The organism is Mycobacterium shunyiense, assembly GCF_058270035.1.
In genome coordinates this window covers 208,518-230,159 of sequence record NZ_JBZDPT010000043.1, presented here as the reverse complement: position 1 = coordinate 230,159, position 21,642 = coordinate 208,518, and the positions used below count along the sequence as shown (strand labels likewise).

At 67.5% G+C, this 21,642-nt stretch carries 24 protein-coding genes; 18 read left to right on the top strand and 6 right to left on the bottom strand.

Features of this window, described 5'->3' with window-relative positions:
* Positions 1 to 21: 21 nt before the first annotated feature.
* The 12 genes from AC4ELS_RS24300 to AC4ELS_RS24245 all read left to right on the top strand — a co-directional run bounded on the left by AC4ELS_RS24300 (position 22) and on the right by AC4ELS_RS24245 (position 11,944).
* Positions 22 to 654 (top strand): PaaI family thioesterase, encoded by a 633-nt coding sequence (locus tag AC4ELS_RS24300; protein WP_064879274.1) that lies wholly within the window; start codon positions 22 to 24, stop codon positions 652 to 654.
* Positions 651 to 1,082 (top strand): TIGR02611 family protein, encoded by a 432-nt coding sequence (locus AC4ELS_RS24295; protein WP_135360772.1) that lies wholly within the window; start codon positions 651 to 653, stop codon positions 1,080 to 1,082. The genes AC4ELS_RS24300 and AC4ELS_RS24295 overlap by 4 nt, the downstream gene beginning before the upstream one ends.
* Positions 1,083 to 1,156: 74 nt before the next feature.
* The gene (gene thrS, locus AC4ELS_RS24290; protein WP_064886622.1) at positions 1,157 to 3,205 is read left to right on the top strand and encodes a threonine--tRNA ligase; all 2,049 of its coding nucleotides are present in this window, start codon (positions 1,157 to 1,159) and stop codon (positions 3,203 to 3,205) included.
* A gap of 28 nt (positions 3,206 to 3,233) precedes the next feature.
* Positions 3,234 to 3,803 carry an ATP adenylyltransferase gene (locus tag AC4ELS_RS24285; protein WP_499049636.1) on the top strand — a complete coding sequence of 190 codons (570 nt, stop codon included), beginning with the start codon at positions 3,234 to 3,236 and terminating at the stop codon, positions 3,801 to 3,803.
* Complete coding sequence (gene pgsA, locus AC4ELS_RS24280) at positions 3,800 to 4,447, top strand: phosphatidylinositol phosphate synthase (protein ID WP_064886627.1); 648 nt, start codon at positions 3,800 to 3,802, stop codon at positions 4,445 to 4,447. Before AC4ELS_RS24285 ends, pgsA begins: the two co-directional genes overlap by 4 nt.
* Entirely contained in the window at positions 4,444 to 5,355 is a 912-nt protein-coding gene (locus AC4ELS_RS24275; RefSeq protein ID WP_064886621.1) for a phosphatidylinositol mannoside acyltransferase, read from the top strand. The genes pgsA and AC4ELS_RS24275 overlap by 4 nt, the downstream gene beginning before the upstream one ends.
* Positions 5,356 to 5,389: 34 nt before the next feature.
* Positions 5,390 to 6,514 carry a glycosyltransferase family 4 protein gene (locus AC4ELS_RS24270; protein ID WP_448446453.1) on the top strand — a complete coding sequence of 375 codons (1,125 nt, stop codon included), beginning with the start codon at positions 5,390 to 5,392 and terminating at the stop codon, positions 6,512 to 6,514.
* A gap of 2 nt (positions 6,515 to 6,516) precedes the next feature.
* A complete protein-coding gene (locus AC4ELS_RS24265) occupies positions 6,517 to 7,587 on the top strand; it encodes an NUDIX hydrolase (protein ID WP_064886619.1) in 1,071 nt (356 codons plus the stop codon).
* 65 nt (positions 7,588 to 7,652) lie between these two features.
* Complete coding sequence (pdxS, locus tag AC4ELS_RS24260) at positions 7,653 to 8,564, top strand: pyridoxal 5'-phosphate synthase lyase subunit PdxS (protein WP_064886626.1); 912 nt, start codon at positions 7,653 to 7,655, stop codon at positions 8,562 to 8,564.
* Positions 8,565 to 8,573: 9 nt separating this feature from the next.
* Positions 8,574 to 9,422 carry an acyl-CoA thioesterase II gene (tesB, locus tag AC4ELS_RS24255; protein ID WP_064886618.1) on the top strand — a complete coding sequence of 283 codons (849 nt, stop codon included), beginning with the start codon at positions 8,574 to 8,576 and terminating at the stop codon, positions 9,420 to 9,422.
* Positions 9,419 to 10,000, top strand: coding sequence for a pyridoxal 5'-phosphate synthase glutaminase subunit PdxT (pdxT, locus tag AC4ELS_RS24250; RefSeq protein ID WP_499049633.1), 582 nt, complete (start codon positions 9,419 to 9,421; stop codon positions 9,998 to 10,000). The genes tesB and pdxT overlap by 4 nt, the downstream gene beginning before the upstream one ends.
* A 60-nt stretch (positions 10,001 to 10,060) precedes the next feature.
* Positions 10,061 to 11,944, top strand: a complete 1,884-nt coding sequence (locus tag AC4ELS_RS24245; protein ID WP_448446458.1) for an ArnT family glycosyltransferase — start codon at positions 10,061 to 10,063, stop codon at positions 11,942 to 11,944.
* Here AC4ELS_RS24245 and AC4ELS_RS24240 read toward each other — a convergent pair.
* The 5 genes from AC4ELS_RS24240 to AC4ELS_RS24220 are packed head-to-tail and all read right to left on the bottom strand — an operon-like array spanning position 11,934 to position 16,147.
* Entirely contained in the window at positions 11,934 to 12,797 is an 864-nt protein-coding gene (locus tag AC4ELS_RS24240; protein WP_448446460.1) for an SDR family NAD(P)-dependent oxidoreductase, read from the bottom strand. The genes AC4ELS_RS24245 and AC4ELS_RS24240 overlap by 11 nt on opposite strands.
* Complete coding sequence (locus tag AC4ELS_RS24235; protein ID WP_498884335.1) at positions 12,794 to 13,684, bottom strand: NAD(P)-dependent oxidoreductase; 891 nt, start codon at positions 13,682 to 13,684, stop codon at positions 12,794 to 12,796. The genes AC4ELS_RS24240 and AC4ELS_RS24235 overlap by 4 nt, the downstream gene beginning before the upstream one ends.
* Complete coding sequence (locus AC4ELS_RS24230) at positions 13,677 to 14,072, bottom strand: carboxymuconolactone decarboxylase family protein (RefSeq protein WP_064886613.1); 396 nt, start codon at positions 14,070 to 14,072, stop codon at positions 13,677 to 13,679. The genes AC4ELS_RS24235 and AC4ELS_RS24230 overlap by 8 nt, the downstream gene beginning before the upstream one ends.
* A 27-nt stretch (positions 14,073 to 14,099) precedes the next feature.
* On the bottom strand, positions 14,100 to 15,518 hold the full coding sequence (locus AC4ELS_RS24225) for an aldehyde dehydrogenase family protein (RefSeq protein ID WP_499049631.1): 1,419 nt from the start codon (positions 15,516 to 15,518) through the stop codon (positions 14,100 to 14,102).
* Positions 15,515 to 16,147 carry a TetR/AcrR family transcriptional regulator gene (locus AC4ELS_RS24220; RefSeq protein ID WP_499049629.1) on the bottom strand — a complete coding sequence of 211 codons (633 nt, stop codon included), beginning with the start codon at positions 16,145 to 16,147 and terminating at the stop codon, positions 15,515 to 15,517. The genes AC4ELS_RS24225 and AC4ELS_RS24220 overlap by 4 nt, the downstream gene beginning before the upstream one ends.
* A 75-nt stretch (positions 16,148 to 16,222) precedes the next feature.
* Between AC4ELS_RS24220 and AC4ELS_RS24215 the strand changes: the two genes are divergently transcribed.
* The 6 genes from AC4ELS_RS24215 (at position 16,223) to AC4ELS_RS24190 (ending at position 20,972) form a co-directional block, all read left to right on the top strand.
* On the top strand, positions 16,223 to 17,560 hold the full coding sequence (locus AC4ELS_RS24215; protein WP_499049627.1) for a long-chain-fatty-acid--protein ligase: 1,338 nt from the start codon (positions 16,223 to 16,225) through the stop codon (positions 17,558 to 17,560).
* Positions 17,557 to 18,996, top strand: a complete 1,440-nt coding sequence (locus AC4ELS_RS24210; protein WP_499049625.1) for an acyl-CoA reductase — start codon at positions 17,557 to 17,559, stop codon at positions 18,994 to 18,996. Before AC4ELS_RS24215 ends, AC4ELS_RS24210 begins: the two co-directional genes overlap by 4 nt.
* Positions 18,997 to 19,024: 28 nt before the next feature.
* Complete coding sequence (locus AC4ELS_RS24205) at positions 19,025 to 19,348, top strand: hypothetical protein (protein WP_064960868.1); 324 nt, start codon at positions 19,025 to 19,027, stop codon at positions 19,346 to 19,348.
* 77 nt (positions 19,349 to 19,425) lie between these two features.
* Positions 19,426 to 20,181 carry a YebC/PmpR family DNA-binding transcriptional regulator gene (locus AC4ELS_RS24200; protein WP_064886608.1) on the top strand — a complete coding sequence of 252 codons (756 nt, stop codon included), beginning with the start codon at positions 19,426 to 19,428 and terminating at the stop codon, positions 20,179 to 20,181.
* A gap of 3 nt (positions 20,182 to 20,184) precedes the next feature.
* Complete coding sequence (locus AC4ELS_RS24195; protein ID WP_448446692.1) at positions 20,185 to 20,604, top strand: MarR family winged helix-turn-helix transcriptional regulator; 420 nt, start codon at positions 20,185 to 20,187, stop codon at positions 20,602 to 20,604.
* 38 nt (positions 20,605 to 20,642) lie between these two features.
* Positions 20,643 to 20,972, top strand: coding sequence for a rhodanese-like domain-containing protein (locus AC4ELS_RS24190; RefSeq protein WP_064886606.1), 330 nt, complete (start codon positions 20,643 to 20,645; stop codon positions 20,970 to 20,972).
* 3 nt (positions 20,973 to 20,975) lie between these two features.
* Here AC4ELS_RS24190 and AC4ELS_RS24185 read toward each other — a convergent pair whose 3' ends face one another.
* Positions 20,976 to 21,626, bottom strand: coding sequence for an NAD(P)H-binding protein (locus tag AC4ELS_RS24185; RefSeq protein ID WP_064886605.1), 651 nt, complete (start codon positions 21,624 to 21,626; stop codon positions 20,976 to 20,978).
* Positions 21,627 to 21,642 lie beyond the last annotated feature (16 nt).

The window sequence follows — 21,642 nt, the reverse complement described above, 5'->3', positions numbered from 1 at the left end:
TGGCACTAATACGGTGGCTTCGTGGCCCCAGAAATCGACACCGCAGGCGCGCACCCCGGCGGTGGGTTCAATCCGCCCGACCCCACCGATCGTGGGGGCCCTGATTACGGCCGCTTCATCGAGGCGGTGCGCACGCTGCAGGACCATGCCCGCAGCGCCGACGCGCCCGACGAGGTCATCACCGAGGCGGCCGACCTGATCGAGAAGGTGTCGGCACTGCTGGCTCCGTACGAGGCCGACGAGTGGAATTCGCCGTCGGGCCGCCGGATGGACCTGCCGAACCGCGGCAACGTCAACAACGTGCCGGTGCATCTGGAACGGACTGCCGACAACCAGATCGCCGGAACCGCCCACTTCCGGCGTTTCCACCTCGGCCGCAACGGTGCGGTACACGGCGGCTCGCTGGCGCTGCTGTTCGATTCGCTGCTCGGCTACACCGCTGCCAAACTGACCGGCAGCATGTACCAGCGCACCGCGTATCTACACGTCAACTACCGCAAGATCGCCCCGATCGAGAAGGATCTGCAGGTGCAGGCCGGGATCGACCGCATCGAGGGCCGCAAGATCTTCGTCGCGGGACGACTGCTCGACGGTGACGACGTGCTCGCCGAGGCCGAGGCGTTGTTCGTTCGGCTCAAGCCGGGGCAGCCATGAGCGTTGGCTCCAATCTCGCCGCGCTGAAGCGGCGCTGGGCGCGCTGGCGGGACCAGTTGCGCGCCCGCCCGGCCGCGGAATTCACCTACCGGATCGTCGTCGGCGTCGTCGGCACGCTCGTGCTGGCGGTCGGCATCGTGGCGATCCCGTACCCGGGACCCGGCTGGGCCATCGTGTTTCTCGGCCTGGCGATCCTGGCCAGCGAATTCGACTTCGCGAAGCGGGCGCTGCGTTACGTCCGGGCTCGCTACGACGTCGTGATGGCCTGGTTCGACCGCCAGCACATCGCGGTCAAAGGGGTCAGTGCGGCGTTCACGGGACTGGTCGTGCTCGGCACGCTGTGGCTGTTCGGCGTCGTCGGTTTCGCGGCGGGCCTTGTCGGGTTGGAGCAGGAGTGGCTCAAGAGCCCCATCGGGCTGGGGTCCTGATCAGCAACCCCGATGGCCCACCCCGATAGCATGACAGCGTTCGCACTAGCCCACGCATGGTAGGAGACTCCCCGATGAGCGCCGCCCTCAGCCCAGCCCCCGCTGCACCGATCCGGGTCGCGGCCGGGACGACCGCCGGCGCGGCGGTGCGCGAGGCGGATCTGCCCAGCCGCGGGACCCCCGACGCGATCGTGGTGGTGCGGGACAGCGAGGGGCGACTTCGCGACCTGTCCTGGACCCCGGACACCGACGTCGAGGTGACTCCGGTGGCCGCCAACACCGACGACGGCCGCAGCGTCATCCGGCATTCGTGCGCCCACGTGCTCGCCCAGGCCGTGCAGGACCTGTTCCCGCAGGCCAAGCTCGGTATCGGGCCGCCCATCACCGATGGCTTCTACTACGACTTCGATGTCGCCGAGCCGTTCACCCCGGAAGACCTGCAGAAGCTCGAGAAGCGGATGCAGAAGATCGTCAAGGACGGTCAGCTGTTCTCGCGGCGCGTCTACGAATCCAAGGATCAGGCCCGCGAGGAGCTCGCCGGCGAGCCCTACAAGCTCGAGTTGGTCGACGACAAGTCGGGTGACCCGGATGTGATGGAGGTGGGCGGCGACGAACTGACCGCCTACGACAACCTCAACGCCCGCACCAAGGAACGGGTGTGGGGCGACCTGTGCCGCGGTCCGCACATCCCCACCACCAAGTACATCCCGGCGTTCAAACTCACCCGCAGCAGCGCCGCGTACTGGCGCGGTGACCAGAACAACGCGAGCCTGCAGCGCGTCTACGGCACGGCCTGGGAGTCGCAGGAGGCTCTCGACCGCCACCTCGAGCTCATCGAGGAGGCCCAGCGCCGCGACCACCGCAAGCTCGGCGTCGAACTGGACCTGTTCAGCTTCCCTGACGAGCTCGGCTCCGGCCTGCCGGTGTTCCACCCCAAGGGCGGTGTGATCCGTAAGGAGCTGGAGGACTACTCGCGGCGCAAGCACTCCGAGGCCGGCTACGAGTTCGTCAACACCCCGCACATCACCAAGGAACACCTCTACATCACGTCCGGTCACCTGGAGTGGTACGCCGACGGCATGTACCCGCCGATGCACATCGACGCGGAGTACAACGACGACGGCACCGTGCGCAAGCCCGGACAGGACTACTACCTCAAGCCGATGAACTGCCCCATGCACCACCTGATCTACCGGGCGCGGGGCCGCTCGTACCGCGAACTTCCGTTGCGGCTCTTCGAGTTCGGCTCGGTGTACCGCTACGAGAAGTCCGGCGTGGTGCACGGGCTGACCCGGGTGCGCGGCATGACCCAGGATGACGCGCACATCTACACCACGCGCGAGCAGATGCGCGACGAGCTGACCTCGCTGCTTCAGTTCGTGCTCGACCTGCTCTCGGACTACGGCCTGGACGACTACTACCTGGAGCTGTCCACCAAGGATCCCGACAAGTACGTGGGCTCCGACGAGATGTGGGACGAGGCCACCGAGACCCTGCGCTCGGTCGCCGAGGCCTCCGGTCTGGACCTGGTGCCGGATCCGGGTGGCGCGGCGTTCTACGGCCCCAAGATCTCTGTTCAGGTCAAGGACGCACTGGGTCGCAACTGGCAGATGTCGACGATCCAGCTGGACTTCAACATGCCCGACCGCTTCGAGCTGGAGTACACCGCCGCGGACGGAACACGTCAGCGTCCGGTGCTGATCCACCGCGCGCTGTTCGGCTCGATCGAGCGCTTCTTCGGGGTGCTCACCGAGCATTACGCGGGCGCGTTCCCGGCCTGGCTGGCACCGGTGCAGGTGGTCGGTATCCCGGTGGCCGACGCGCACGTGGACTACCTGTACGACGTTGCCGCCCAACTGAAGTCGCGCGGGGTGCGGGTCGAGGTCGACGGCAGCGACGACCGGATGGCGAAGAAGATCGTCAACCACACCAACCAGAAGGTGCCGTTCATGCTGCTGGCGGGCGACAAAGATCTGGAGGCCGGCGCCGTGTCGTTCCGGTTCGGTGACCGCACCCAGATCAACGGTGTGCCGCGCGACGAGGCCGTGGAGGCGATCGTGAAGTGGATCGCCGACCGTAACAATGCGGTGCCGACGGCGGACCTGGTACCGGTGGGCTTGTGATGAGCGCTCGCGCGAAGAACCGACGGGTATGCGAATGACGCGGGACGAGCGGTCGATCGTCGATCACGGCGTGGGTGAACCCGACCACCTGCAGCGGCTGTGGACACCGCACCGGATGAGCTACATCGTCGATGCGGTCAAGAGTGACCAGAAGGTGGGCTCGGCCGGCTCGTCGCAGCCGTTCACCGACATCCCCGCGATGTCCGACGAGGACGGGCTGATGGTGGCCCGCGGTGAGCTCGTGTACGCCGTGCTCAACCTCTACCCCTACAACCCGGGCCACCTCATGGTGGTGCCGTACCGGCGGGTGTCGGAACTGGAGGACCTCACCGAGGCCGAGAGCGCCGAGCTGATGGCGTTCACGCAGAAGGCCATCCGCGTCATGAAGGCCGTGTCGCGCCCGCACGGGTTCAATGTCGGACTGAACCTGGGCACCTCGGCCGGGGGATCGCTGGCCGAGCACCTGCACATGCACGTGGTGCCGCGGTGGGGCGGCGACGCCAACTTCATCACGATCATCGGTGGCGCCAAGGTCATTCCGCAGCTGCTGAGCGAGACCCGGGAGCTGCTGGCAGGAGAATGGGCCCGCCAGCCGTGAGCAATCTCTTCCTGATGAGCCGGGCGGCCTACGTCAAGCTGTCGCGGCCGGTGGCCAAGGCGGCGCTGCGCGCGGGCCTGACCCCCGACATCGTCACCATTCTCGGCACCGCCGGCACGGTGACCGCCGCGCTGACCCTCTTCCCGATCGGTCAGTTGTGGTGGGGCGCGTTCGCGGTGTTCGTCTTCGTCCTCGCCGACATGCTCGACGGTGCGATGGCCCGGGAACGTGGCGGTGGCACCCGGTTCGGTGCCGTGCTGGACGCGACATGTGACCGGATAGCCGACGGCGCGGTGTTCGCCGGTCTGCTGTGGTGGGCGGCGTTCGGCATGAACAGTGCGACGCTGGTCGTCGCGCTTCTCATCTGTCTGGTCACCTCTCAGGTGATCTCCTACATCAAGGCGCGCGCCGAGGCCAGTGGTCTGCGCGGCGACGGTGGGATCATCGAGCGCCCCGAGCGACTGGTGATCGTGCTGGTCGGCGCCGGCTTGTCCGGCGTGCCGTTCCTGCATGTGCCGTGGCTGCTGCAGGTCGCGGCGTGGCTGCTGGCGGTGGCCAGCGTCGTCACCGTGGCGCAGCGACTGCACGCGGTGCGCACGTCGGAGGGCGCCATGGACCCGCTGCAACCCCCGGGAGCCTCGTGAACATTCCGCTGTCCGGGCAGGTGACCGACCTGGGTTACGCAGCAGGTTGGCAGCTGGTCCGCGCCATGCCGGAGATCGTGGCGCGCAACGTGTTCGACGCGGGTGCCCTCTACGCCTCGCGCGGCGGCGGGCCGAAGCAGCTGCGGAAGAACCTCGCCCGGGTCATCGGGGTGGCCCCGTCCGAGGTGCCGGAGGAGTTGATCCGTGCCTCGCTCGCCTCTTATGCCCGGTACTGGCGGGAGGCGTTCCGGTTGCCGTCGATGGACCTGATCGCCGTGGCCAAGCGAGTCGATGAGGTGTTCATCGGGGCGGACAAACTGAACGCCGCCCACGACGCCGGCCTCGGCGGTGTACTGGCGCTACCGCACAGCGGCAACTGGGACATGGCCGGAGTGTGGCTGGCCCAGCAGTACGGCACTTTCGCCACCGTCGCCGAACGCCTCAAGCCTGAATCGCTGTACCGGCGGTTCATCGACTACCGGGAGAGCCTCGGATTCGAGGTCTTCCCGTTGTCGGGCGGGGAGCGACCACCGTTCGAGGTGCTCTCGGAACGGTTGCGCAACAACATGTTCGTCTGCCTGATGGCCGACCGCGACCTGACCCGCAACGGGGTGGAGGTCGACTTTTTCGGTGAACCCACCCGGATGCCCGCCGGGCCGGCCAAGCTGGCGATCGAGACCGGCGCCCCGCTGTTTCCTGCGCATGTCCACTACGACGGGGACGACTGCGTGGTCGAGATCTTCGACGCGCTCGACACCTCGTCCGGGGAGGTGTCCGTGGTGATCCAGGCGTTGGCCAACCGGTTCGAGGCCAACATCGCCGCCCACCCCGAAGACTGGCACATGCTGCAGCCGCAGTGGCTGGCCGATCTGTCCGACGAACGTCGTGCCCGACTGGGTACCACCTGATGAGCGCTTGCGCGAAGAGGCGACGGAGCTAGCCATGCGTATCGGGATGGTCTGTCCGTATTCGTTCGATGTGCCGGGCGGTGTGCAATCCCATGTGCTGCAACTGGCCGAGGTGATGCGTGCCGGCGGACACCACGTCAGCGTCCTGGCGCCGTCGTCGCCGCACGTGAAGCTGCCCGATTACGTGGTGTCGGGCGGCAAGGCCGTCCCCATCCCGTACAACGGCTCGGTGGCTCGCCTGCGGTTCGGACCGGCCACCCACCGCAAGGTCAAGAAGTGGATCGCCGAGGGCGACTTTGATGTGCTGCACCTGCACGAGCCCAACGCGCCGAGCCTGTCGATGCTGGCACTACAGGCCGCGGAGGGGCCGATCGTGGCGACTTTTCACACCTCCACGACAAAATCGTTGACGCTCAGTGTGTTTCAGGGAATCCTGCGCCCGTTCCACGAGAAGATCGTCGGCCGCATCGCGGTGTCCGACCTGGCCCGGCGTTGGCAGATGGAGGCGCTCGGTTCGGACGCGGTCGAGATTCCCAACGGTGTCGATGTGCCGTCGTTCGCGAATGCGCCTCGGCTCGAAGGCTATCCGCGGCCCGGCCGCAGCGTGCTGTTCCTCGGGCGCTTCGACGAATCCCGAAAGGGCATGCCGGTGCTGCTGGGTGCCCTGCCGAAACTGGTTCGGCGGTTCGGTGACATCGAGATCTTGGTCGTCGGCCGTGGCGATGAGGAGGCGCTGCGGGAGCAGGCCGGCGAGCTCGCCGGGCACCTGCATTTCCTCGGGCAGGTCGACGACGACGCCAAGGCCGCGGCCATGCGCAGCGCCGACGTGTACTGCGCACCCAACCTCGGCGGCGAGAGTTTCGGCATTGTGCTGGTCGAGGCGATGGCGGCGGGGACGCCCGTGGTGGCCAGCGAGCTAGATGCGTTCACCCGGGTGCTCGACGGTGGCCAGGCCGGCCGCCTGGTGCCGGTCGGCGACGCCGACGCCCTGGCCGATGCGCTGATCGAGGTTCTCGGCGACGAGGCGTTGCGCGACCGCTACATCGACGCGGCCACCAAGCGGGTGGCACGCTACGACTGGTCGGTGGTGGCCGGGCAGATCATGCGGGTGTACGAGACCGTGGCGAGCCCCGGGGTGAAAGTGCAGGTGGGCGACTAACCATGTCGACCTGGATCGTGATCGCGGCGCTGGCGCTGCTGGTCGTCCTGTTGCTCATCGGGGGATGGGCGTATCAGACCGCCAACCGACTCGACCGGCTCCATGTGCGCTACGACCTGTCGTGGCAGGCGCTGGACGGCGCACTGGCGCGCCGGGCCGTCGTGGCCCGCGCCGTCGCGGTCGATGCCTACGCCGGGGCCCCCGAGGGCAGACGGCTCGCGAAGCTGGCAGACGCCGCCGAACGCGCCCCGCGGCCGGCACGTGAGGCCGCCGAGAACGAGCTCTCGGCCGCACTGACCGCGGTCGATCCCGCCGAGCTGCCGGTCGCCCTGGTCGCCGAACTGGCCGATGCCGAGGCTCGGGTGCTCCTGGCCCGGCGGTTCCACAACGATGCCGTCCGCGACACCCTGGCGTTGCGGGAACGCCCGATGGTGCGGGCGCTTCGGCTCGGCGGAACCGCCGCACTGCCAACCTATTTCGAGATCGTAGAGAGTCCCGACGCCCAGGCTGTGCCCAACCTGGGGGTGAACCCGGTGAGCCGTCGGACCTCCGCGCGAGTGGTGCTGCTCGACGAGACCGGCGCGGTGCTGCTGCTGCGCGGCAGCGACCCCGCGATCGACAGCCCGGACAAACCAGCGCCGCGGTGGTGGTTCACCGTCGGCGGCGCCGTCCGCTCCGACGAGGAGCTGGTCGACGCAGCGGTGCGTGAGCTCGCCGAGGAGACCGGACTGCAGGCGACACCGGCCGAGCTTGTCGGGCCGGTGTGGCGGCGCGACGCCGTCATCGACTTCAACGCCTCGGTGATCCGCAGCGAGGAGTTCTTCTTCATCCACCGCACCACCCGGTTCGAGCCTTCGGCAACGGGGCGCACGACGCTGGAGCGGCACTACATTCACGGGCACCGCTGGTGCGATGAGACAATGATCGCCGAGTTGGTTGCCGGCGGGGAGGCCGTGTATCCGCTTCAACTGGGTGAGCTGCTGGCTCAGGCCAATGAACTGGCCGAACAGCCGACAGCGCCGCCGGCGAATACGCGTGGAACCGCGCATCGGGAGCTGCAAGCCATCCGGTGATTGCGGATTTAATGGATTTGGCGGCTTTAATAGACTGAATCAGTGGGAATGTGGAGGTGATTGCGATGGATATCGCAGCGCAGAACGGTTCGAGCAACCAGACCGGTACCGCGCGGGTGAAGCGCGGGATGGCTGAGATGCTCAAGGGCGGCGTCATCATGGACGTCGTCACCCCTGAACAGGCCAAGATCGCCGAGGGCGCGGGAGCCGTCGCCGTCATGGCGTTGGAGCGGGTGCCCGCCGACATCCGCGCCCAGGGCGGGGTGTCGCGCATGTCGGATCCCGACATGATCGAGGGCATCATCGAAGCGGTCACCATCCCGGTGATGGCCAAGGCGCGGATCGGACACTTCGTCGAGGCGCAGATCCTGCAGAGCCTGGGCGTCGACTACATCGACGAGTCCGAGGTGCTGACCCCGGCCGATTACGCCAACCACATCGACAAGTGGCGCTTCACCGTGCCGTTCGTGTGCGGGGCGACCAACCTGGGTGAGGCGCTGCGTCGGATCACCGAGGGTGCGGCGATGATCCGTTCCAAGGGTGAGGCCGGCACCGGAGACGTCTCCAATGCCACCACCCACATGCGCAAGATCGGCGGCGAGATCCGTCGGCTCACCTCGATGAGCGAAGACGAGCTGTACGTGGCGGCCAAGGAGCTGCAGGCGCCCTATGACCTGGTGGCCGAGGTGGCCCGGGCCGGCAAGCTGCCGGTCACGATGTTCACTGCCGGCGGTATCGCCACTCCGGCGGATGCGGCGATGATGATGCAGCTCGGTGCCGAGGGTGTGTTCGTGGGTTCGGGCATCTTCAAGTCGGGCAACCCGGCGCAGCGTGCCGCGGCGATCGTGAAGGCGACCACGTTCTACGACGATCCGGATGTGTTGGCCAAGGTGTCGCGCGGTCTGGGCGAGGCCATGGTCGGGATCAACGTCGAGGAGATCGCCCAGCCGCACCGGCTCGCCGAACGCGGCTGGTAAATACCTCCTATGGCGATCGAAGAGATCCTCGACCTGGAGCAGCTCGAGGTCAACATCTATCGCGGCGGGGTGTTCAGCCCGGAGTCGGGCTTCCTGCAGCGCACGTTCGGCGGTCACGTGGCCGGGCAGTCCTTGGTTTCCGCGGTTCGGACGGTCGATCCGACGTTCCAGGTGCATTCCCTGCACGGCTACTTCCTGCGTCCGGGCGATGCCCGGGCACCGTCGGTATACATCGTCGAGCGCATCCGCGACGGCGGATCGTTCTGCACCCGACGGGTCAGCGCGATCCAGCACGGCGAGACGATCTTCACGATGTCGGCGTCCTTCCAGACCGACCAGACCGGCATCGAACATCAGGACCCGATGCCCGAGGCGCCCGGCCCCGACGACCTGCCCGGGTTCCGGTCTGGGGGAGCGTTCGACGACGCCGGATTCGCGCAGTTCGCCGAATGGGACGTCCGGATCGTGCCGCGGGACAAGGTGGCCCGGCTGCCTGGCAAGGCTTCGCAACAGCAGGTCTGGTTCCGCCACCGGGACCCGCTGCCCGACGATCACGTGCTGCACATCTGCGCACTGGCCTATATGAGCGATCTGACCCTGCTGGGTTCGGCCCAGGTCAACCACCTCGACGTGCGCAAGCATCTGAACGTGGCCTCACTGGACCACGCCATGTGGTTCATGCGGCCGTTCCGCGCCGACGAATGGCTGCTCTACGACCAGTCGTCACCCTCGGCGTGCGGCGGGCGTTCGCTGACCCAGGGCAAGATCTTCAACCGCTACGGCGAGATGGTGGCCGCGGTGATGCAGGAGGGACTGACCCGCTACCAGCGCAACTTCACGCCACCGGAAGGCTCGTGAGCCCCCGGGTCGGGGTGCTCGCGCTGCAGGGGGACACCCGCGAGCATCTGGCTGCGCTGCGTGAAGCGGGTGCCGAAGCAGGCACCGTGCGGCGACTTTGCGAACTCGACGCGGTCGACGCCCTGGTGATCCCCGGTGGGGAGTCCACCGCGATGAGCCATCTGTTGCGCGAGTTCGAGCTGCTCGAACCGCTGCGGGCGCGCATCGCGGCGGGATTGCCCTGCTACGGCTCGTGTGCCGGGATGATCCTGCTGGCCACCGAGATCAACGACGCAGGCACGCCCGGGCGGGAGGCCGTTCCGCTCAAAGGCATCGATATGACGGTGCGGCGCAATGCTTTTGGCCGTCAGGTCGATTCGTTCGAGGGTGACATCGACTTCGAAGGTCTCGACACTCCGGTCCATGCGGTGTTCATCCGGGCACCGTGGGTCGAGCGGGTCGGGCCCGATGTCAAGGTATTGGCCCGCGCCGCCGACCACATCGTCGCGGTGCGTCAGGGCTCGATGCTGGCGACGTCGTTCCATCCCGAGATGACCGGGGACCGTCGCATCCACAAACTGTTCGTCGATTCGCTCTGACCCAGCAAACCCACGGCGGCCGCATAGCTCAGTCATAGCCGGCACCGACTTAATGGACGTGTGACGACGACGCTTGACGAGGCCTGCGCCGAGCCCGCCCAGGAAACCCCGCCGGCTGCCCCGCGATTCGATCGTGAGCGCCTGGGCTTGGCGGCCCTGCTGATAGCCACCGCCGTGGCCTACCTGTGGAACATCACCGTCAACGGGATGGGCAATGAGTTCTACGCCGCCGCGGTTCAGGCCGGTTCGACCAACTGGGAGGCGTTGCTGTTCGGGTCGCTGGATCCGAACAACTTCATCACCGTGGACAAGCCGCCGGTATCGCAGTGGGTGATGGCCCTGTCGGGTCAGCTGTTCGGGTTCAGCAGCGCCAGCATGCTCATCCCGGAAGCGTTGATGGCCGTCGGCTCTGTCGCGCTGCTCTACGGGGCGGTGCGCCGGATCAGCGGACCCCGTGCCGCGCTGCTGGCCGGTGCCGCCCTGGCGCTCATGCCGGTGACGGCGTTGATGTTCCGGTTCAACAATCCCGATGCGGTGATGGTCCTGTTGATGACGGCTGCCGCCTACTGTGCGGTGCGCGCGCTGGGACAGAACGGCGCCCGCTGGATGGCGCTCGCCGGTGTCGCGCTCGGGTTCGCGTTCCTGGCCAAGATGCTCGAAGGGCTGATGGTGATGCCTGCCATCGGGTTGGTCTATCTGGTGGCCGCACCCGTCACGGTCCGCCGCCGGCTGCTGCACCTGCTGGGCTCGCTGGCCGCGTTCCTCGCATCGTCGGGCTGGTTCGTGTTGCTCACCCTGGTGTGGCCGGCCTCGTCGCGGCCTTACCTCGCCGGGTCCACCGACAACAACTTCATGAATCTGGTGTTGGGCTACAACGGATTCGGCCGGGTTCTGGGGCACAACCACTACGGCACGCACGTCGACGTCGATCCGGTTGCCTCCGCCGGGCAACAGCACGGTTTCGGCGGATTCGGCAACCAGACCCAGGGCCTGCCGCGGTTGTTCACCGGCGAATTCGGATTCGAGATCGGCTGGCTGGTGCCGACGGCCCTGCTCGCGGTGGTGCTGGTGCTCGTGTCGCGCGGTCGGGCGCCACGCACCGACATCGTGCGGGCCGGCGCCATCCTGTTCGGCAGCTGGCTGGTGATCGACGGTCTGGTGCTGAGCTTCATGAAGACCAACGTGCACCCCTACTACTGCCTGTCCCTGGCTCCGGCCGCGGCGGCGATGTTCGCGATCGGCATCCACGAAATGTGGCACCGGCGCGAGGGCCGCCTGGGCCAGATCGGTTTGGCCACCATGCTTCTGGGCACCGGGGTGTGGAGCTTCTGGATCCTGGCCCGCAACGCGTCCTGGCTGCCGCCGCTGCGGTGGGCGATCCTGGTGGTGACGGTGGCGGCCACCGTCGGCCTGCTGTGGGCGCTGCGTGGCGGGCACCGGACCGCGGCGACCGTCGCGCTGGCCGCGGCACTGATCGGTGGACTGGCCGGAACGACCGCCTACACGGTGGCCACCCTGGGGCAGCCGCACACCGGAGGCGGCCCGAGTGTCGGGCCGCCCGATCCCGACGACAGCCACGGGCACAGCTGGCACTCCGACAATCCCGAGGTCAATGCGATGCTGCGGGCCACCACCACCAAATGGTCGGCGGCCATCAACCGGTCCGGGGCCGCGTCCGGTCTCGAATTGTCCACCGACACAGCGGTCATGGCGATCGGTGGCTTCACCGGAAGCGATCCCGCGCCGACGTTGGCGCAGTTCCAGACCTATGTCGCCGACCAGCAGATCACCTACTACATCCTCCCGGAACCCAATAACAAGGAGCACGGGTTCTTCGGCAACAATTCCCACACCGACATCTCCGACTGGGTGAAGGCGAACTTCACGTCGACCAAGGTCGGTTCGGACACGGTGTACGACCTGCGCGCTCCGCTCAAGAAGTAGCCACCGCGCACAGCGATTCCGAAACCTCCCACAGCTTCTCGGCGCGGTCGGGATCGGTCGCATAGGGCTCGGCATCGGAGCGCACCGCGCAGTCCGCCAGGTACAGCCCGCCACGGCCGTCGAGGTCGGCGCTGACGGCCGCCCACACCTGGGTGGCGGCACCCTGCTCGGGCGTCGACACCTCAATGGCGTGTGAGCGGGCCTGGCCGCTGACCGCGATCACATCGTCGCGGGACATGTGCCGGGCCAGGTTGGTGGCCACCATTCCCGGATGCACGGCGAACGCGTGGATGCCCCGGTCGCGAAGTCGGTGGTCGAGCGCGACGGCATGCAGGATGTTGGCGGTCTTGGCTGCGCCGTAGGCGGCGAACTTGTCGTATTCGCGGCGATGCCAGTTCGGATCGTCCAGATCGACTTCGCCGAGACGATGGCCCTCGGAGGAGAGATTGACGATACGGGTGCCTTCGACGAACTGTGGCTGCAGCAGGTTTGTCAGCGCGAAGTGGCCCAGATGGTTTGTCCCGAACTGCGTTTCGAACCCGTCGACGGTGCGGCCGAACGGGGTGAACATCACCCCGGCGTTGTTCATCAGCACGTCGATCACCGGGGCGAGCTCGGTGATCCGGGATGCGGCCTCGCGCACACTGGCCAGTGAGGCGAGATCGACGACGACGCCGGACAGATGCGCGTCGTGCACCTCGGCGTGGATGGCGGCACGGGTCTCCGAGAGTGCGGCGGCGTTGCGGGACGCCAGCACGACGTGCGCCCCGGCCGACGCCAGGGCCCGGGCCGACTCGCGACCCAGCCCCGACGTGGCGCCGGTGATCACGCAGGTCTTACCACGCATACTCATCGGTTGGCGCCCTCGACGATGACACCCGCGGCCTGCTCCATCGGCTTGATGACGGAGGTGAAGTCGGATTCGGCGCCTTCGGTGCGAAGCGTCTGCTCCCAGATCCGTTGCACCGTCTCGGCCATCTCGACCGGCAGACCCAGCGACGTGGCCTCAGACAGGTACAGCTCCACGTCCTTGGCCATCAATCCGGTGGCGAACCCGTAGTCGAAGGTGCGGGGGAGTACCGCACGCGGAAACTTGTCGCGGCTGGCGTGTGTCCCGCCGGATCCGGCGTTCAGCACGTCGATCATCACGTCGGCACTCAGCCCCGCCTTGACGCCCATCACCATCACCTCGGCGGTCGCGGCCAGGGTGGTGGCGGCCATCAGGTTGTTGATCAGTTTCATGGTCTGCGCGGCGCCGGGCTGTTCGGAGACGAAGATCGCCCGGCCCAGCACCTCGAAAACTGGTGCCAGCGCGTCGAATTCGGTCCGTGCTCCGGACACCATCACCGCCAGGGTGCCGGCCTGGGCGCCGTGCATTCCGCCACTGACCGGGCTGTCCAGGGCGGCGATACCCCGTGCGGCGAGTGTTGCGTGATTGCGTTGTGCGGCCCCGCCGCCCACGGTGGACAGGTCGACGAAGCGCCGGACCCGGGACCCGGCCACGACGTCGGCCACCACGGATTCGGACGCCTGCGGGGTCGGGAGGCTGGCGAGTACCGACTCGGTGCGGTCGGCCACGTCGCGTACCGAGTCCGCCCGCGAAGCGCCCAGTGTGGTCGCCCTGGCCAGGACATCGTCGCGCACGTCGAAGGCCACCACCGGAAATCCCGCCGCCAGCAGTCGTTCCATCATGGGCCACCCCATGTTGCCCAGGCCGATGAAGCCGATCGGCTCACTCATCGGCTGCCGGGCTCTCGTCGAGTTCGGCGAACACGGCGCGGGCTGCCCGGTTGCTGTCGACCGCGGCCGGGATGCCCGCGTAGATGCCGACCTGCAGGAAGATCTCGCAGATCTCCTCGCGGGTCACCCCGTTGGTGAGCGCGCCCCGGATATGGGTGCTCAACTCGTTGGGCCGGTTCAGCACTGCGATCATCGCGAGGTTCAGCATGCTGCGGGTCTTCAGTTCCAGGCCCTCGCGCCCCCACACCGCGCCCCAGCAGTATTCGGTGACCAGGTCCTGCAGCGGTTTGGAGAAGGCGTCAACGTTCCCGGCCGCATTGCGGACATACTCCTCGCCGAGGACGGCGGTGCGGATCGCCAATCCCTTGTCATACGTGTCTTGATCCATGGCATGCCTTTCAGTAGCGCGGGCAGATCACAGCGCCACCACGACGGTCTTGGTGGCGGTCACGGCATCGAGTGCCTCATAACCTTTTTCGCGGCCGTATCCGGATTTCCTGAAGCCGCCGAACGGGAGCTCGACGCCGCCGCCGGCACCGTAGGTGTTGACGTACACCTGCCCGGCGACCACGTCGGCGGCAAGTCGGTGGGCCCGGGACAGGTCCCGCGTCCACAACGCAGCCAGCAACCCGTACTCGGTTCCGTTGGCCAGCGCGAGCGCCTCCTGCTCGTCGTGAAAGCTGTTGACGGTCAGTACCGGGCCGAAGATCTCCTGCTGGGCGATCGGCGAGGCGGGATCGACACCGTCGATCACGGTGGGGGCGAAGTAGGCGCCGTCGCCGAGTTCCTGGTCCTGCGGGGGCGCACCGCCGCACAGGATCTCACCGGTGGCGGTGCCCGACACCAGATCGGTCACCCGCTGCTGCTGCCTGCGGGAGATCAGCGGACCCAGATCGCGATCGGCGATCCCGGGCCCGATGCTGACCTGCCGGAACCGGTCGAGCACCAGCCCAAGGAGCTCGTCGTGCACCGCCGTATCGACGAGCAATCGCGATCCGGCCGAACACGTCTGCCCGGCGTTCTGCAGGATCGCCCTCGTGATGAAGTCGGCCGCGCGGGGCAGGTCTGCATCGGCGAAGACGATCTGTGGGGATTTCCCGCCGAGTTCCAGCACCACCGGAACCACCCGGTCTGCGGCGGCGTGGGCGATCTCGGAGCCGACGCGGGTCGACCCGACGAATCCGATGGCATCCACCCCGGGGTGTGCGGCCAGTGCGGCGCCGGCCTCTGCGCCGATCCCGGTGACCACGTTGACGATCCCGGCAGGTAATCCCACCTCGACCGCGAGGCGGGCGAACTCGACTGCGGTGCGGGGTGTTTCATCGGCGGGTTTGAGCACCACGGTGTTGCCCGCGGCGATCGCCGGTGCCACCGCACGAGCGAGCAGCTGCATCGGGTAGTTCCAGGCGATGATGTGGCCCGTGACCCCCAACGGCTCGCGGCGGGTGTAGACGTGCAGGTCCTCGGTCAGCGGGATGGTCTGGCCGTAGTAGCTGTCGATCGCGTGGGCGTAGAAACGGAAATACCGTGCGGCCACGGCGATGTCGGTACGGGCCTGGCTCAGCGGTTTGCCGGTGTCCTCACATTCCAGCAGCGCCAGTCTCTCCCGGTGGCCGTCGATGACGTCGGCGATCGCGCCGAGTGCGTCGGAGCGCTGTGCGGGCGCCGTCTTGCGCCACGCGCCGAACGCCCGGCGCGCCGCGGTGACCGCCCGGTCGATCTCGTCGGCGCCGCCGCGTGCCACCGCTCCGATCGACCGCCCCGTCGCGGGATCGATGTTGTCGTACTGCTGGGACGAAGACACCGACGCGCCGTCGATGAATGATTCGGTCATCGCGGCCGTACCCCGTCGAGGAACAGCCGCACCAAGATCCGCATGCGCTTGTCCAGGTCGTCGGGATCCCAGGTCACGCCCCAGAGAGCGCCGGTGGCGGGTCCGCCGACGACCATGCTCAGAAACGCCCCTCCCACCACGGCGGGGTCGTCGATCTCGATGATTCCGGCCTCGGCGTGGCGGGCGAGGACCTCGGCGATGAAGGTCAGAGCCGGCATGGTGCCCTGGTCGTATACGAGCCGGAACAGGCGCGGGAAGCGGTTGCCTTCCGCGTTGAGGATGCGCTGCAATGCGACGCCGGCCGGACTGGTGATGCCCGCCAACCGGATCCGGCCGATGGCGAGCAGCGTCTCTTCCAGGTCAGCGGTCTCGGCGGCACGTAGCGTCTCGATCGGGACCAACCACCGGTCCACCGCACGTTGCACCGAGGCTTCGAACAGGGCGGACTTGTCGGGGTAGAGGCCATAGATGGTGCGCTTGGCCATGCCCGCGGCGGTCGCGATGCCGTCGATGGTGGCGCGCTCGAATCCATTCTCCAGGAACACTTCCAGCGCGCAGTCGAGCAACTCGACGTGGCGCTGTGCGGCCTGCTCCCGGGTCGGGCGGCCCACTTGACGAATTCGGTCCACGGCGTCACAGTAGCAGTAATGAAACGCACTAGGTGCTATTAATCGGGAGTTCTCCCAGATTCGTCAGGAGCCGCCATGACTGCAGTCGACCAACTCCTCGCCCTGCAGGCCGCGCCGGATCGCTACGACATTGCACCCGCCGACGTGCGGCAGTTGCAGATCGACGCGGTCAACGAGCGGTTCACTGTGCACGCCGACCAGATCCCATTGCTGCGCAACCGATCTCAGTCTGCCGACAGCACCAAGGTGGTCGAGGTCCAGGACCTGGTGCCGCTGCTGTTCGCCCACGGCGCCTACAAGAGCTACGCCCAGAACTGGCTGACCGACGGTCGGTGGGACCGAATGGCCAAATGGGTCGGCACGGTCTCCACATGTGATCCGGCGGGAGTCGACGTCGGCGGGGTCGCCGGTCTCGACGACTTTGTGGCCCGGATGGAGTCCGTCGGGTGCTATCTGACCTGCTCCAGCGGCACCACCGGAAAGCCGGCCATGATCGCCTGCTCGGAGTCCGACCTCGACGTCGCCTCACGGGCCAATGTCACCGGATTGACCTGGGCCACCGGCATACCGGCCGACGGCACGCGCAAGCTGTTCGGCCTGGGGCCGCGCACCAATGTCGAGCGCAACGAACGCACCAGGATCGCGCTGGTCGAGGCGTTCTCGACCGAGGCCGACACCTATCAGCTGCCCGTCGACCCCATCTCGGTCGGTTCCATCATGGGCATGATCGACCTGCGCCGGCGCATTGCCGACGGCACGGCCGGCCCCTCGGAGATCGCTGCATTCGAGACCACCAGCGCCGGCCGGCAGAGCGCGATGGACATCGCCACCGCCGGCGCGGTCGATGAGCTGATCGCCAGTCGGGAACGGCAACTGTTGCTGACCGGGATGTTCGCCTCCCTGTACCAGGTGGCTCAGGGGGTACGGGCAAAAGGAATCTCCGGCAACGACTTCCGTGATGACACCGCGCTGCTGGTGGCGGGCGGTCTCAAAGGTGCCGCGCTGCCGCCGGACTACCGGGAGTTCATCTTCGACACGTTCAACATCGCCGATGAGCGGGTGTACCACTTCTACACGATGCAGGAACTGAACACCCCGTTCCCGAAGTGCCCGGCCGGCCGCTACCACGTGCCGCCATGGGTATTGCTGCTGCCACTCGACGAGCCCGGCGAGAACCTCGTCGACATCTCATCCGGACCGGTGCAGGCGCGCGGCGCGTTCTTCGACGTGTCGCTGGACGGCCGCTGGGGCGGGGTCATCTCCGGGGACCGCATCGACGCCGATTTCGGTGCCTGTGAGTGCGGTCATCAAGGTCCGACCGTCGGGCCGGACATCACCCGCTACGCCGATCTGGGCGGGGATAAGATCACCTGCTCGGGCACCATCGACGCCTACGTGCGGGGTGAGGCATGAGCCCGCTGAACGCTTTGTTCATGATTCGCGGTGAGCTCGTCGAGGGTGACGCGGTCCGCCACACCTCCCGCGATCTGGGCATCGACTTCATCACGCCGGCAATCGATCTGGATGCCCTGATCACGCCCCGCGCCCAGCTGCCGCCACTGCTGGACGTGCCGCTGGCCGAGATCATCGACTTCCTCGTCGAGACCGGCGAGCGACTGGCGCTCGACGACAACCCGCACCTGCAGCGCTGCCTGGATCTGGTGGCCGAGACCAACCCGCTGCCCCGCCGGGTGGTGGAGAACCTGTACCGCACCGCTCCGGAGTTGCTGCGCCGCGACAGTCTGTGGGCGCAGGTCGACTCGAACTTCGCCGACCCGGCGGTGCTCGACGGCTGGGTGAGCCGGACGGATGCGGCCGGCAACACCGGTGCGATCCGGGCCTTCCCGCCCCGCATGGTGCACATGCTGGCCGGCAACGCCCCGGCGGGTTGTATCGCCTCAATCGCCCAGGGCGCTCTGGTCAAGGCCGTCAACCTGTTCAAGATGCCGTCCTCAGACCCGTTCACCACCGTTGCGGTATTACGGACCATGGCCGAGATCGACGCCGATCATCCTGTGGTGCAGTCGATGTCGGCGGTGTACTGGGTCGGCGGTGACGAGACGGTCGAGCGCACCATCTACCGTCCGCAGTACTTCGACAAGATCGTGGCGTGGGGCGGTGGACCGGCCATAAACAACGTCATCCGCTACCTGGGGCCAGGAATTCAGCTGGTGTCGTTCGACCCCAAGAGCTCCATCTCGATGATCGGCCGTGAGGTGTTCGCCTCCGACGAGGTGCTGGCCGAGGTGGCCGAGCGGGTCGCCGCCGACACCTGCGTGTTCAACCAGGAGGCCTGTCTGGCAAGTCGATTCGTCTTCCTGGAGACCACCGATCCGGCCGAGGCCAGGCGGTTCTGCGCCGCGCTCTGGCCGCGACTGGGCGCCGACCGGATGTTCGGGTCGGCCGTGGCGCCGTTGCCGCCCGCCGACGTCCGCGACGAGATCGAGGTGATGGGCGCGATGGGTGACGAACTCGAGGTGTTCGGCCGCTTCGACGGGCGCGGCATGGTGCTGCTTTCCGACACGCCGGTGGACTTCCAACCGTCGAACAAAGTCTCCAACGTCGTCATGGTGGCCTCGCTCGACGACGCGATCCGCCACGTCAACGTTGCGACCCAGACCATCGGCGTCTACCCCTATGAGCGCAAGGTCCAGCTGCGCGATGCGCTTGCCGGCGCAGGTGGCCAGCGGGTGTGCCGGGTGGGCACCGCCAACGGCCATGTCGCCGGTGGTCCGCACGATGCGATGTACCCGCTGGCCCGGTTCGTGCACTGGATGGGCGACGACGATATTTTCGGCGGCAATCTCAACGTCAATGCCAACGCGGCGCTGCCGGTGGCTACCGGGTAACCGTGGCGGATCGGCGTACGCTCCGTGCATGTCCGTGTCGTGGCGAACCTCGGTTCGGCGGCCAGGCGTCGTCGAGTCGGTGATCAGTTGGGCTCTATGGGCCTTCGTCGGCCTGATTGCCGTGTTACTGGCGTTCGCCGCGATCTTTCCGGTGGGCTTCAGCGGTGCGTTTCCCGACCAGGCCGATGACGCGGCGACCATGGCGGGATGGGCGGTGCTGACCGTGGCGCTGGTCGTCTTGGCCCCGATCGGCATGGCGATCGGGCATTGGCGGCACTGGCACATCTGGTACTGGCCGGTGCTGTGCGCCGCCTCGGCGGGCACCACGCTCGTCTTGCTGCAGGCGTTGTAGACGTCGTATCGAGCGCGGTAGGACCGGCCACGTAAACTGGAGGGCCGGAGTTTTAACCGGAAAAGGGGCGTACCTGCATGAGCGGCCATTCCAAGTGGGCCACCACCAAGCACAAGAAGGCCGTCATCGATGCCAAGCGGGGCAAGATGTTCGCCAAGCTGATCAAAAACATCGAGGTCGCGGCACGTGTCGGCGGGGGAGACCCGTCCGGTAACCCCACCCTCTACGACGCCATCCAGAAGGCGAAGAAGAGCTCGGTGCCCAACGACAACATCGAGCGCGCCCGCAAGCGCGGCGGTGGCGAAGAGGCCGGCGGCGCCGACTGGCAGAACATCACCTACGAGGGTTACGGCCCCAACGGGGTGGCGGTGCTCATCGAGTGCCTCACCGACAACCGCAACCGTGCCGCCGGCGAGGTGCGGGTCGCGATGACCCGTAACGGCGGCAACATGGCGGACCCGGGCTCGGTGGCCTATCTGTTCTCCCGCAAGGGCGTGGTGACGCTGGAGAAGAACGGTCTGACCGAGGACGACGTACTGATGGCAGTCCTGGAGGCCGGTGCCGAAGAGGTCAACGACCTCGGCGACGCCTTCGAGATCATCTCCGAGCCCACCGACCTGGTCGCGGTGCGCACCGCGCTGCAGGACGCCGGCATCGACTACGACTCGGCCGAGGCCAGCTTCCAGCCCTCGGTGAGTGTGCCCGTCGACCTCGAGGGCGCCCGCAAGGTGCTCAAGCTCGTCGATGCGCTGGAGGACAGCGACGACGTGCAGGACGTGTACACCAACATCGACATCCCCGACGATGTCGCTGCGCAGCTCGACGAGGAGTAGCCACTGCCTGAGTCGCCCCCCTTCAGTCCGACCGTCGGGTTGCTCACTGTCAGCCGAGTCTGGGAATCCGCGTTCACCGACGCGCTGAAACCCCTCGGACTGACCACTCGCAAGTACGGGCTGCTGGGGCATGTTCGGGGTAATCCGGGTATCTCGTTCAGTGAACTCGCGCGACGTTCGCGCATCACGGTGCAGAGTGCACACGCCGCCGTGGCGTCGTTCGTCGAGGCGGGTCTGGTCGACGATGCGACGGCGCATGCCGGCGCCGCATCGACACTGCAGGTCACGGCAAAAGGCGCGGCACTGTTGGACCGGGCGGCCGAGGTGGTGACCAGGCTCGATGCGCAGTTCGCCGCCGAACACCCCGAACTCACCGAAGCGATCCGCGCGTATATGACTCGGATCATGCCGGGCCCCCCATAACCTTCAGCTAGGCTGAAGGTTATGGAAGGCGTGGGCTCATGAGTTTTCGGCACTATCTGCGCCGGCCGCCGGCGGTCAGTGCCGCCGAGGCAGTCCGACTCGTCGAGGCGGGCGCACTGGTCATCGATGTCCGTCGCGCGTTCGAGTGGAATCGGGTCCACATCCCGGCTGCGGTGCACATGCCGCTCGAGGAATTGCCCGAGCGTTGCCTGGACCTCCCCGACGACCGCCTGCTCATCACCTTCTGTACCGGCGGGATCCGGTCGGCGGGTGCGGCGAACCTGTTGGTGGAGAACGGTTTCGAGGCCGTCAACATGAGTGGCGGCCTGATCCACTGGCGTGCGGCGGGTGGACCGCTCACCGGGTGACGGTCAGCGCAGTGCAGCGTCGATGGGCGTCGACCCCGAAATCACCTCGAAGGTCCGGCCTGCGGTCTCCGGCTCGTGCAGTACGGCGAGGAGTATTCGAGCGACGTCCTCACGGGGAATGCTGCCGCGTCCGGTGGCTTCGGCGACCGTGACAGTTCCGGTCCCGGGATCGTCGGTGAGCCCGCCCGGCCGCACGATCGTGGTGCGTAGGCCCGCGCGCGCCCGAACGTCGGCGTCGGCCTCCGACTTGGCCCGCATATAGGCGCGGAACACCTCGTCATAGTTCTTGTCGAGCGAGCGATCGTCGGCCGCAAGGGCCGACACCATCACGTAGCGGCTCACGCCCGCCGCCTCGGCCGCGTCAGCCAGCAGGGTCGCGGCATCCCGGTCGACGGTCTGTTTGCGGGCGGCGCCGCTGCCCGGCCCGGCGCCCGCTGCGAATACCACAGCATCAGCGCCGCGCACGGCGTCGGCCACGTCGTCGACCGATGCACTCTCCAGGTCCAGTACGACCGGGGTCGCCCCGGCCGCCTCCAGGTCCGCCGACTGGGCCGGGTTGCGGATGAGCCCGACCGCCTCGTCCCCTCGTGCGGCCAGCAACCGTTCGAGGATCAGGGCGATCTTTCCGTGTCCGCCCGCAATGACCACGCGCATTTCCGTACCTCCCACC

Excerpts from the sequence above, each read along its gene's own strand:
- AC4ELS_RS24270 (WP_448446453.1), top strand. The coding sequence starts at position 5,390 with ATGCGTATCGGGATGGTCTGTCCGTATTCGTTCGATGTGCCGGGCGGT.
- AC4ELS_RS24285 (WP_499049636.1), top strand. The coding sequence starts at position 3,234 with ATGCGAATGACGCGGGACGAGCGGTCGATCGTCGATCACGGCGTGGGT.
- AC4ELS_RS24230 (WP_064886613.1), bottom strand. The coding sequence starts at position 14,072 with ATGGATCAAGACACGTATGACAAGGGATTGGCGATCCGCACCGCCGTC.
- tesB (WP_064886618.1), top strand. The coding sequence starts at position 8,574 with ATGGCGATCGAAGAGATCCTCGACCTGGAGCAGCTCGAGGTCAACATC.
- AC4ELS_RS24265 (WP_064886619.1), top strand. The coding sequence starts at position 6,517 with ATGTCGACCTGGATCGTGATCGCGGCGCTGGCGCTGCTGGTCGTCCTG.
- AC4ELS_RS24235 (WP_498884335.1), bottom strand. The coding sequence starts at position 13,684 with ATGAGTGAGCCGATCGGCTTCATCGGCCTGGGCAACATGGGGTGGCCC.
- pdxS (WP_064886626.1), top strand. The coding sequence starts at position 7,653 with ATGGATATCGCAGCGCAGAACGGTTCGAGCAACCAGACCGGTACCGCG.
- AC4ELS_RS24225 (WP_499049631.1), bottom strand. The coding sequence starts at position 15,518 with ATGACCGAATCATTCATCGACGGCGCGTCGGTGTCTTCGTCCCAGCAG.
- AC4ELS_RS24190 (WP_064886606.1), top strand. The coding sequence starts at position 20,643 with ATGAGTTTTCGGCACTATCTGCGCCGGCCGCCGGCGGTCAGTGCCGCC.
- AC4ELS_RS24295 (WP_135360772.1), top strand. The coding sequence starts at position 651 with ATGAGCGTTGGCTCCAATCTCGCCGCGCTGAAGCGGCGCTGGGCGCGC.
- AC4ELS_RS24200 (WP_064886608.1), top strand. The coding sequence starts at position 19,426 with ATGAGCGGCCATTCCAAGTGGGCCACCACCAAGCACAAGAAGGCCGTC.
- AC4ELS_RS24210 (WP_499049625.1), top strand. The coding sequence starts at position 17,557 with ATGAGCCCGCTGAACGCTTTGTTCATGATTCGCGGTGAGCTCGTCGAG.
- AC4ELS_RS24215 (WP_499049627.1), top strand. The coding sequence starts at position 16,223 with ATGACTGCAGTCGACCAACTCCTCGCCCTGCAGGCCGCGCCGGATCGC.
- thrS (WP_064886622.1), top strand. The coding sequence starts at position 1,157 with ATGAGCGCCGCCCTCAGCCCAGCCCCCGCTGCACCGATCCGGGTCGCG.
- AC4ELS_RS24205 (WP_064960868.1), top strand. The coding sequence starts at position 19,025 with ATGTCCGTGTCGTGGCGAACCTCGGTTCGGCGGCCAGGCGTCGTCGAG.
- AC4ELS_RS24240 (WP_448446460.1), bottom strand. The coding sequence starts at position 12,797 with ATGAGTATGCGTGGTAAGACCTGCGTGATCACCGGCGCCACGTCGGGG.
- AC4ELS_RS24185 (WP_064886605.1), bottom strand. The coding sequence starts at position 21,626 with ATGCGCGTGGTCATTGCGGGCGGACACGGAAAGATCGCCCTGATCCTC.